Origin of the sequence: Paractinoplanes ferrugineus (assembly GCF_016862195.1) — a bacterium.
Lineage (GTDB): Bacteria > Actinomycetota > Actinomycetes > Mycobacteriales > Micromonosporaceae > Actinoplanes > Actinoplanes ferrugineus.
This window is the reverse complement of sequence record NZ_BOMM01000093.1, coordinates 1-8,118: the sequence shown is the minus strand read 5'-3', so window position 1 is coordinate 8,118 and position 8,118 is coordinate 1. Positions and strand designations below refer to the sequence as shown.

Below are 8,118 nucleotides of genomic sequence, written 5' to 3'. Positions count from 1 at the left end.
GTCGGCGCGGGCCAGGTTGTTGAACATCACGTACGCCGGGCCGCCGTGCACGGTGTCGGCGAGCTCGGCCAACTGATCGTCGGTGTAGACGTGGCCGGCCCGGTCGATGCCGTGCAGCCGGTAGTACGCCATCGGGGTCAGGCTGGGCCGCAGGAACGGGTCGGCGGCATGGGTCAGGTCCAGTTCGGCGCACAGATCCCGGACCACGTCGTCCGGCCAGGGTCCGCGGGGTTCCCACAGCAGTCGTACGCCGGTCGGCCGGCGCGCCTTGGCGCAGAACTCCCGCAGCCGGGAGATGGCGAGCTCGGTCGGCCGGAAGCTCGCCGGGCATTGCAGCAGCACGGCGGTCGCTTCCAGGATCGCGGCGCAGTCGAGTGTGGTCTCCCAGGCCCGCGCGACGACCGGCGTCCAGCGGAAGCCGCCGACCTCGGCGCGTTCCTCGGCGCTCAGCGGTGCTCGCAACCGCCGATAGGTGGAGCTTCGCGCCTCGTGCGTGATCAACTGCCAGGCCTTGATGGTGAACTCGAACGCCGGCGGGGCGACGGCGCGCCACCGCCGCAGCGTCGCCGCACGAGGCGGCTCGTAGAACGTCTGCTGCACTTCCAGCACCTGGAAGCGTTGTGTGTAGGAGGTCAGCGCCATGCTGGCTCCGCACAGGCCCACCTTCACCGCCGTCATGTCCGCTCAGTACCCCCGCGGTCCCGGGAGAATCACCTCGGTCCGGCGAAGTGCGGCGGGCCGGTCAGCGGCTCGGTCGCAGGACGACGGCGTACAGGTCCCGGGGGCCGGGCTCGTGGACGTTGCCGTCACCGTCCCGGCCGAGCGGGACCGATTCGCCGGTCGCCGGGAAATACCAGGCCTCCGCCACGTCGGCCAGCGGCGAGCAGTCGTCGCCGTCGGCCGTGTCGGCGACCACCACGATCGCTTCGTCGGGCAGGTCGGCCAGGATGGCCCGCAGCCCGGCCACGGTGAACGTCCCGAGGGTGAACAGCGGGTCCACCCGGGCGTTCTGATCCCGCACGAAAGTGTTCTCGTCGGCGCTCATCACGAATCTCCGTTCATCCGAACATCGTCCCGGCTCCGATGACCGCGTGCGGCCACGTTGACGTCACGGCGTGACATCACTCGGCCGCTGCGGAGCGGACGGACCATGTCGACCGTCTCGGGTTCCCCCGCGGCGCCGACGTTCATGGTGGTCGGACGCTTCGCCGGCCAACGCGCGGGTCACCGCTCGCAGGGGCGCCGCGACGTCGGTCGTCTCGAGAAGTCGCTGGACGAGCGCCGCCCGGAGCCCGTCCGCCTCGGCGAAGAGGATCTCCTTCCGGTCCGGGAGGCAGCGGAACGACGTCCGGGTGGTGACGCCGCCGCGCTTCGCGATCTGGACTGCGCTGGTCTCCTCGAATGCTGCTCCTCGAGCCTGCTCCTCGAACAGTTCCGAGGCGGCCCGGGTCAGCCGCTCCGCACTACCGTGCTCCCACCGAGGCATGGCACGAATACCTGCTTGTGGCGGCCGGCTGAGCAGGCCGGTCAACGCGCCGTGGCGGGCCGGGCGGTCAACGGGGTCAGGCGGGTGAGTTGAGTGACGTGCCGGGGGGTGAGCTCGCCGAGGTGGTGCGCGCCGAGGAGTTTCATGGTGCGGACGACCTGCTCGGCGAGGATGCCGATGGTGCGGTCCACGCCGGGGCGGCCGCCCGCCATGAGGCCGTAGAGGTAGGCCCGGCCGATCAGCGTGAAGCGGGCGCCGAGCGCAATGCACGCCACGATGTCGGCACCGTTCATGATGCCGGTGTCCACGGTGATCTCGACGTCGTCGCCGACCTCGCGGACGACCTCGGGCAGCAGGTGGAAGGGGATCGGTGCGCGGTCGAGCTGACGGCCACCGTGGTTGGACAGTACGAGGCCGTCGACGCCGGCGTCGGTGAGCTTGCGGGCATCCTCGACGGTCTGGACGCCCTTGACGGCCAGCTTGCCCGGCCACATCTCGCGGATGACCCGCAGATCCTCGTAGCTGATGGTGGGGTCCATCGCGGCGTCGAGGAGCTCCCCGACGGTGCCGCCGGTGGCCGACAGCGAGGCGAACTCGAGCTTGGGCGTGGTCAGGAAGTCGTACCACCACCAGGGGCGGGGGATGGCGTTGGCGATGGTCCGCAGGCTCAGCTGGGGCGGGATGGAGAAGCCGTTGCGCTTGTCACGCAGCCGGGCGCCGGCGACCGGGGTGTCGACGGTGAACATCAGGGTGTCGAAACCCGCGGCGGCGGCGCGCTCGACCAGAGCGTACGAGATCTCGCGCTTGTTCATCACATAGAGCTGGAACCAGTTGCGGCCGCTCGGGTTGGCGGCGCGGACGTCCTCGATGCTCGTGGTGCCCAGGGTGGACAGGCAGAACGGGATGCCGGCGGCGGCCGCCGCGCCGGCGCCGGCGGTCTCTCCCTCGGTCTGCATGAGCCGGGTGAAGCCGGTGGGCGCGATGCCGAACGGCAGGGCGGACGGGCCCCCGAAAATGGTGGTCGACGTGTCGACGGCGGCGACGTCACGCAGCACCGACGGGTGGAACTCGAGGTCGTGGAAGGCCTGGCGGGCGCGGGCGAGGGAGATCTCGGCCTCGGCGGCGCCGTCGGTGTAGTCGAAGGCCGCCCGGGGGGTGCGGCGTTTGGCGATGGCCCGCAGGTCCTCGATGGTCAGAGCGGCGTCGAGACGGCGCTTGCGGGCGTTGAACTCGGGCCTCTTCAGCCGCATGAGCTCGAGGACTTCGGCGGGCCTGGGGATCTGACGTTGAACCATGGGGTCACTCCGTAAAGGCGACGAGGTGGCGGTCGCGGGCCCGGGTGAGGTGCCGGCGCATCGCCTTGCCGGCCCGGTCGGCGTCGCCGTCGGTGATGGCCTTGGCCAGGTCGCGATGCTCCTGGTGGGTGATCGCGGTGTGCTCGTAGGGGAAGTGGCGCCGGTGCAGGTGCAGGTGGGCGTGCAGGCGGGTGATCGCGTCGAGCAGCAGCGGGCTGGCGGACGCCTGCGCGACGAGGTGGTGCAGCCGGGCGTCGTGGGTGGTGAAGGCGGCATGCCAGGCGTGGTCGTCGCCGCCCTCGATGATGCGGGCCGCCTCTTGGCTCAGCTCGTCGCGTTGCGGGTCGGTGGCGTGCTCGGCGGCTCGGTGGGCGGCGTTGCATTCCAGCAGCAGGCGCATGTCGAACAGATCGGTGAACTCGGCGCGGGTCAGCAGCGGACTGACCGTGTAGCCGGCGAGGGCGCGCTTGCGGACCAGCCCGTCGGACTCCAGCCGGGCGAGCGCCTCGCGCACCGGGGTGGGGGAGACCTCGAGGTCGCGGGCCAGGGCGTCGATGTTGACCCGGTGACCCGGAGCGAGGGTGTGCTCCAGGACGGCGGACCGCAACGTCTCGTAGACGTCGTCGCCGAGGGTCGACCGCTTGATGCGGGAGAACGGGGTGGCGCCAGTCATGCGAACATCCTATAGGATCGACGAAACGCCCAGCAGTCACCCGGGCTCCTGACAGGACCACGATGTGATCGACGGCCGGAGGATCCAGTGAATCCGATCGAGAGGGTGCGGCTCGGCCGCACCGACGTGCACGTCACCCGGCTCGGCCTGGGGCTGGCGCCACTGGGCGGGCTGTTCGAGCCGGTCAGCGACGAGCAGGCCGGGCAGACCCTGCAACGGGCGTGGGAGCTGGGGGTGCGCTTCTTCGACGTGGCGCCGCTCTACGGCAACGGCCTGGCCGAGCGGCGCGGTGGGGCGGCTCTGGCGGCCCGGGAACGCGGCGGGTTCACCCTCTCCACCAAGGTGGGCCGGCTGCTGCGCGGCAGCGGCACCGACGCCCAGGGGATCTGGGCCGAACCCGGCGACGTGGCTCCGGTCTTCGACTTCAGCGCCGCCGGCGTGCGCAGCTCGTACGACGAGAGCCTTGCTCGCCTTGGTCTCGACCGGGCCGACATCCTGCATCTGCACGACCCCGACGACCACTTCGAACAGGCTGTGGCCGAGGCGCTCCCGGCCCTCGTCGCCTTGCGTGCGGCGGGCCGGATCGGCGCGGTCTCGGCCGGGATGAACCAGGCCGGGATGCTCGCCGACTTCGTCCGCACCGGGCTTCTCGACGCGGTGCTGCTGGCCGGCCGTTACACCCTGCTCGACCAGTCAGGCGGCACCGAACTGCTGCCGCTGTGCGCCGAGCGGGGCGTCGCGGTGATCGCCGCCGGGGTCTTCAACTCCGGGCTGCTCGCCGACCCCCGGCCGGGCGCCCGCTACGACTACGCCCCGGCCGACCCCGCGCTGGTCGAGCGGGCCCTCGCGATGCGGGCCGTGTGCGAGCGCCACGGCGTTCCGCTGCGGGCCGCCGCGATCCAGTTCCCGGCGACCCACCCCGCGGTGACGACCGTGCTCGTCGGCGCCCGCACCCCGGCCGAGGTCGAGGACGCCGTCCGGATGGCGGCCGTGCCGATTCCCGACGCCCTCTGGAAGGAGCTGCTCCCATGATCGTCGACGCGCACCATCATCTGTGGACCGCCGACTACGCCTGGCTGCAAGACCCGGCACTGGCCGCGATCCGGCGCGACTACACGGTCGACGACCTGCGCGCTGTCCTGCGGGATGCGGGCGTCGACCGTACCGTCCTGGTCGAGGCCGGCCGATGCGACGCGGATGAGACCCGGTCGTTCCTGCGCGTCGCGCAGCGGACGCCGGAGATCGCCGGCGTCGTCGGCTGGGCCGGTCTGACCGATCCGGCGCTGGCCGCGACCATCGCGCAGCACCGGGCCGGGCCGGGTGGACATCTGCTGGTCGGCGTCCGCGACCAGGTGCAGGCCGAGGCCGACGATCACCTGGACCGGCCGGAGGTGCGCGCCGGGCTGGCGGCGGTGGCGGCGGCCGGTCTGGTCAACGAACTCGTGGTCCGCACCCCGCAACTGCCCGCGGTCGCCCGCGCCGCCGCGGCGCTGCCGCAGTCCACGTTCGTGCTCGACCACCTCGCCAAGCCACCGATCGCCGCGGGGGAGATCGACACGTGGCGCGAGCTGATCACGCCGGTCGCCGCCCGGCCCAACGTGGTGGCCAAGCTGTCCGGCCTGGTCACCGAGGCCCAGTGGGCCACCTGGCGGCCCGCCGACCTGCGGCCCTACGTCGAGATCGCGGTCGAGCTGTTCGGCCCGAGCCGGCTGATGTTCGGCTCGGACTGGCCCGTCTGCGAGCTCGCCGCCACCTATGCCCAGGTCAAGGACGCCCTGGCCGAAGTGCTCGGCGGCCGGCCGGAGGACATCTTCGGCGGCACCGCGATCGCCACCTACCACTTGGAGCCGAAGTGAAATACCTGCGTGTCGGACCCGCCGGCGACGAGCGGCCGATCGTCGAGAGCGGCGGCCGGTTCTACGACCTGTCCGGGGTGACCGACGACATCACCGGCGCGTTCCTGGCCGCGGGCGGTGCGGCCACGGTCGACGGACTGCCCGAGATCGACATCACCGGTAAGCGCCGCGGCGCTCCGATCGCCCGGCCCGGCGTGATCCTGTGCATCGGGCAGAACTACGCCGCCCACGCCGCCGAGTCCGGCGCCGCACCCCCGCCGGTGCCGATCATGTTCTACAAAGCCCCCAACACGATCGTCGGCCCGGACGACGACGTGCTGATCCCGCGCGGCTCCAAGCGCACCGACTGGGAGGTGGAGCTGGGCGTGGTGATCGGGCGCACCGCGCGCTATCTGGACTCGCCCGCCGACGCCGCCGCGCACATCGCCGGCTACGTGCTCTCCAACGACGTGTCCGAGCGGGACTTCCAGCTCGACCAGTCGGGCGGGCAGTGGTCCAAGGGCAAATCCTGCGAGACGTTCAACCCGCTCGGCCCGTGGCTGGTCACCCCCGACGAGGTGCCCGGCGCGCTGCGGCTGCGCAGCTGGGTCAACAGCGCCCCGAGGCAGGATTCCTCCACCGCCGACATGATCTTCGGGGTGGACCAGCTGATCTGGCACCTCTCCCAGTTCACCGTGCTGGAACCGGGCGACCTGATAAACACCGGGACACCGCAGGGGGTGGCGCTCTCCGGCCGCTTCCCCTACCTCGCCGAAGGCGACGTCGTCGAGGTCGAGATCGACGGCCTCGGCCGCCAGCGCAGCCCGCTGCGGAGCGCGGCATGAAGATCATTCAGATCGAGACGCATGACGTACGCTTCCCGACCTCCCGTGAGCTCGACGGGTCGGACGCGATGAACCCCGATCCCGACTACTCGGCCGCCTACGTGATCCTGCACGCCGACAACGGACTGGCCGGCCACGGGTTCACCTTCACCATCGGCCGGGGCAACGAGATCTGCCGGGCGGCGATCGACGCACTCGCCCCGTTCGTGCTCGACCGGCCCGTCGACGACCTCGGCGAGTTCGCCCGCCGGCTCACCCACGACTCGCAGATCCGCTGGCTCGGTCCCGAGAAAGGGGTCGTCCACCTGGCCGCGGCCGCGCTGATCAACGCCGCCTGGGACCTCGCCGCCAAGGCCGCCGGCAAACCGGTCTGGCAACTGCTCACCGACCTGAGCCCGCAGCAGGTCGTCGACCTGGTCGACTGGCGCTACCTCAGCGACGCGCTCACCCCGGCCGAGGCCGTCGACCTGCTGGAGGCGGCCCGGCCCGGACGTGCGGAACGGATCGCCCAGCTGACCGAGCACGGCTACCCGGCCTACACCACCTCCCCTGGTTGGCTCGGCTACAGCGACGAGAAACTGGTGCGGCTGGCCGGCGAGGCGGTCTCGGCCGGTTACCAGCTGATCAAACTCAAGGTCGGCGACAACCTCGAGGACGACCTCCGCCGGATGCGGCTGGCCCGGCAGGCGGTCGGCGACGACATCCGGATCGCGGTCGACGCCAACCAGCGCTGGGACGTCGGCCAGGCGGTGCGGTGGATGACCGCGCTCGCGCCGTTCAACCCGTGGTGGATCGAGGAACCGACGAGCCCCGACGACGTGCTCGGGCACGCGGCGATCCGCCGGCAGCTCCAGCCGGCCGGCATCCGGGTGGCGACCGGTGAACACGTGCAGAACCGGATCATCTTCAAACAGCTGCTCCAGGCCGACGCGGTGGACGTCGTGCAGATCGACGCCTGCCGGGTGGCGGGGGTCAGCGAAAATGTCGCGATCCTGCTGCTGGCCGCGAAGTTCGGCCGCCCGGTCTGCCCGCACGCCGGCGGGGTCGGACTCTGCGAACTCGTCCAGCACCTGGCGGCCTTCGACTTCGTGTCGGTGTCCGGCTCCATGGAGGACCGCAGCATCGAGTACGTCGACCACCTCCACGAGCACTTCGTCGACCCGGTGGTGATCCGCGCCGGCGCCTACCAGCTGCCCACCGCACCGGGATTCTCCGCCGCCCTGCGCCCCGAAACGCTGCAGCGGTTCGCCTACCCCGACGGCCCGGTGTGGGCCGCCGCATGAGCGCGCCGTTCGCGGTGTCACCGCCGGTGGCGGAGATACCGGGGCAGCTGTGAGCGCCGAGTTCCGAGCGGCCGACCCGCGCGTCGGCATGCCCGACCCGCACTCGGGAGACCCGCCGAGGGTCGGCTGCCGTGCTCACCGACGCGGTCGACCGCCCTGCCCTACGCACGCGGCAGCCTCGCCGCCGCGATCGTCGACCTGTTCTCGATCGCGGCCACCGCCGGCCTGACGAAGCGGCCTCAATTCCGCGTCCAGGGGCGCGGTGCACGCCTTGACGCCCGCCACTGTCGCCAACCTGATCGGCGAGCGCATCCGAGTCGACTGCGCTCGCCCCGACATGGTCCCGCCAGCCCACCGGCCGTCTGGTCACCGCGGCCGAGCAGCCGGTGCGGTCGCCTGCCCGGCCTCCCCGGCAGCCCCCGCGACCACAGGCATGCCACTCGCCGCCGACGGCGGAATGGCCGGCTTACGTCTGTCCCCAAGTCCGCACCATGACCGCTCTCGACGCGCGGTGTTCGCCAAGCCTCCCCCAACCGTCACCCACCCGCTTCCGCGCCGACCTTCACTACCCGAGCGGTCACCGCGCTCGCGACTGGACCACTCACCACCCAGGCCCCTCCGCCTTGGCGCGCGGCCTCCGTCCCCTCCGCCTTGGCGCGCGGCCTCCGTCCCCTCCGCCTTGGCGCGCGGCCTCCGTCCCC

General features: G+C 72.0%; 9 protein-coding genes. 4 read left to right on the top strand and 5 right to left on the bottom strand.

Features of this window, described 5'->3' with window-relative positions:
- The 5 genes from Afe05nite_RS42155 to Afe05nite_RS42135 form a co-directional block, all read right to left on the bottom strand.
- The coding region (locus Afe05nite_RS42155; protein WP_203822966.1) for a DUF72 domain-containing protein at window positions 1-678 on the bottom strand (678 nt) is incomplete at its 3' end.
- Window positions 679-742: 64 nt separating this feature from the next.
- Window positions 743-1,045, bottom strand: coding sequence for a hypothetical protein (locus tag Afe05nite_RS42150; RefSeq protein ID WP_203822965.1), 303 nt, complete (start codon window positions 1,043-1,045; stop codon window positions 743-745).
- Window positions 1,046-1,108: 63 nt separating this feature from the next.
- Window positions 1,109-1,486 carry a hypothetical protein gene (locus tag Afe05nite_RS42145; RefSeq protein ID WP_203822964.1) on the bottom strand — a complete coding sequence of 126 codons (378 nt, stop codon included), beginning with the start codon at window positions 1,484-1,486 and terminating at the stop codon, window positions 1,109-1,111.
- 41 nt (window positions 1,487-1,527) lie between these two features.
- Window positions 1,528-2,781 carry an alpha-hydroxy acid oxidase gene (locus Afe05nite_RS42140; protein WP_203822963.1) on the bottom strand — a complete coding sequence of 418 codons (1,254 nt, stop codon included), beginning with the start codon at window positions 2,779-2,781 and terminating at the stop codon, window positions 1,528-1,530.
- Window positions 2,782-2,785: 4 nt separating this feature from the next.
- Window positions 2,786-3,454, bottom strand: coding sequence for a GntR family transcriptional regulator (locus Afe05nite_RS42135; protein ID WP_203822962.1), 669 nt, complete (start codon window positions 3,452-3,454; stop codon window positions 2,786-2,788).
- Window positions 3,455-3,541: 87 nt separating this feature from the next.
- Here Afe05nite_RS42135 and Afe05nite_RS42130 point away from each other — a divergent pair, with 87 nt between their 5' ends.
- The 4 genes from Afe05nite_RS42130 to Afe05nite_RS42115 are packed head-to-tail and all read left to right on the top strand — an operon-like array spanning window position 3,542 to window position 7,417.
- On the top strand, window positions 3,542-4,486 hold the full coding sequence (locus Afe05nite_RS42130; RefSeq protein ID WP_203822961.1) for an aldo/keto reductase: 945 nt from the start codon (window positions 3,542-3,544) through the stop codon (window positions 4,484-4,486).
- Window positions 4,483-5,310 carry an amidohydrolase family protein gene (locus Afe05nite_RS42125; RefSeq protein ID WP_203822960.1) on the top strand — a complete coding sequence of 276 codons (828 nt, stop codon included), beginning with the start codon at window positions 4,483-4,485 and terminating at the stop codon, window positions 5,308-5,310. Before Afe05nite_RS42130 ends, Afe05nite_RS42125 begins: the two co-directional genes overlap by 4 nt.
- Window positions 5,307-6,134, top strand: coding sequence for a fumarylacetoacetate hydrolase family protein (locus Afe05nite_RS42120; protein WP_203822959.1), 828 nt, complete (start codon window positions 5,307-5,309; stop codon window positions 6,132-6,134). Before Afe05nite_RS42125 ends, Afe05nite_RS42120 begins: the two co-directional genes overlap by 4 nt.
- Complete coding sequence (locus Afe05nite_RS42115) at window positions 6,131-7,417, top strand: enolase C-terminal domain-like protein (RefSeq protein WP_203822958.1); 1,287 nt, start codon at window positions 6,131-6,133, stop codon at window positions 7,415-7,417. Before Afe05nite_RS42120 ends, Afe05nite_RS42115 begins: the two co-directional genes overlap by 4 nt.
- The last annotated feature ends 701 nt before the right edge of the window (window positions 7,418-8,118 follow it).

Bases quoted from the DNA above. Each gene is read 5' to 3' on its own strand.
- Afe05nite_RS42125 (WP_203822960.1), top strand. From the start codon at position 4,483: ATGATCGTCGACGCGCACCATCATCTGTGGACCGCCGACTACGCCTGG.
- Afe05nite_RS42135 (WP_203822962.1), bottom strand. From the start codon at position 3,454: ATGACTGGCGCCACCCCGTTCTCCCGCATCAAGCGGTCGACCCTCGGC.
- Afe05nite_RS42140 (WP_203822963.1), bottom strand. From the start codon at position 2,781: ATGGTTCAACGTCAGATCCCCAGGCCCGCCGAAGTCCTCGAGCTCATG.
- Afe05nite_RS42115 (WP_203822958.1), top strand. From the start codon at position 6,131: ATGAAGATCATTCAGATCGAGACGCATGACGTACGCTTCCCGACCTCC.
- Afe05nite_RS42150 (WP_203822965.1), bottom strand. From the start codon at position 1,045: ATGAGCGCCGACGAGAACACTTTCGTGCGGGATCAGAACGCCCGGGTG.
- Afe05nite_RS42145 (WP_203822964.1), bottom strand. From the start codon at position 1,486: ATGCCTCGGTGGGAGCACGGTAGTGCGGAGCGGCTGACCCGGGCCGCC.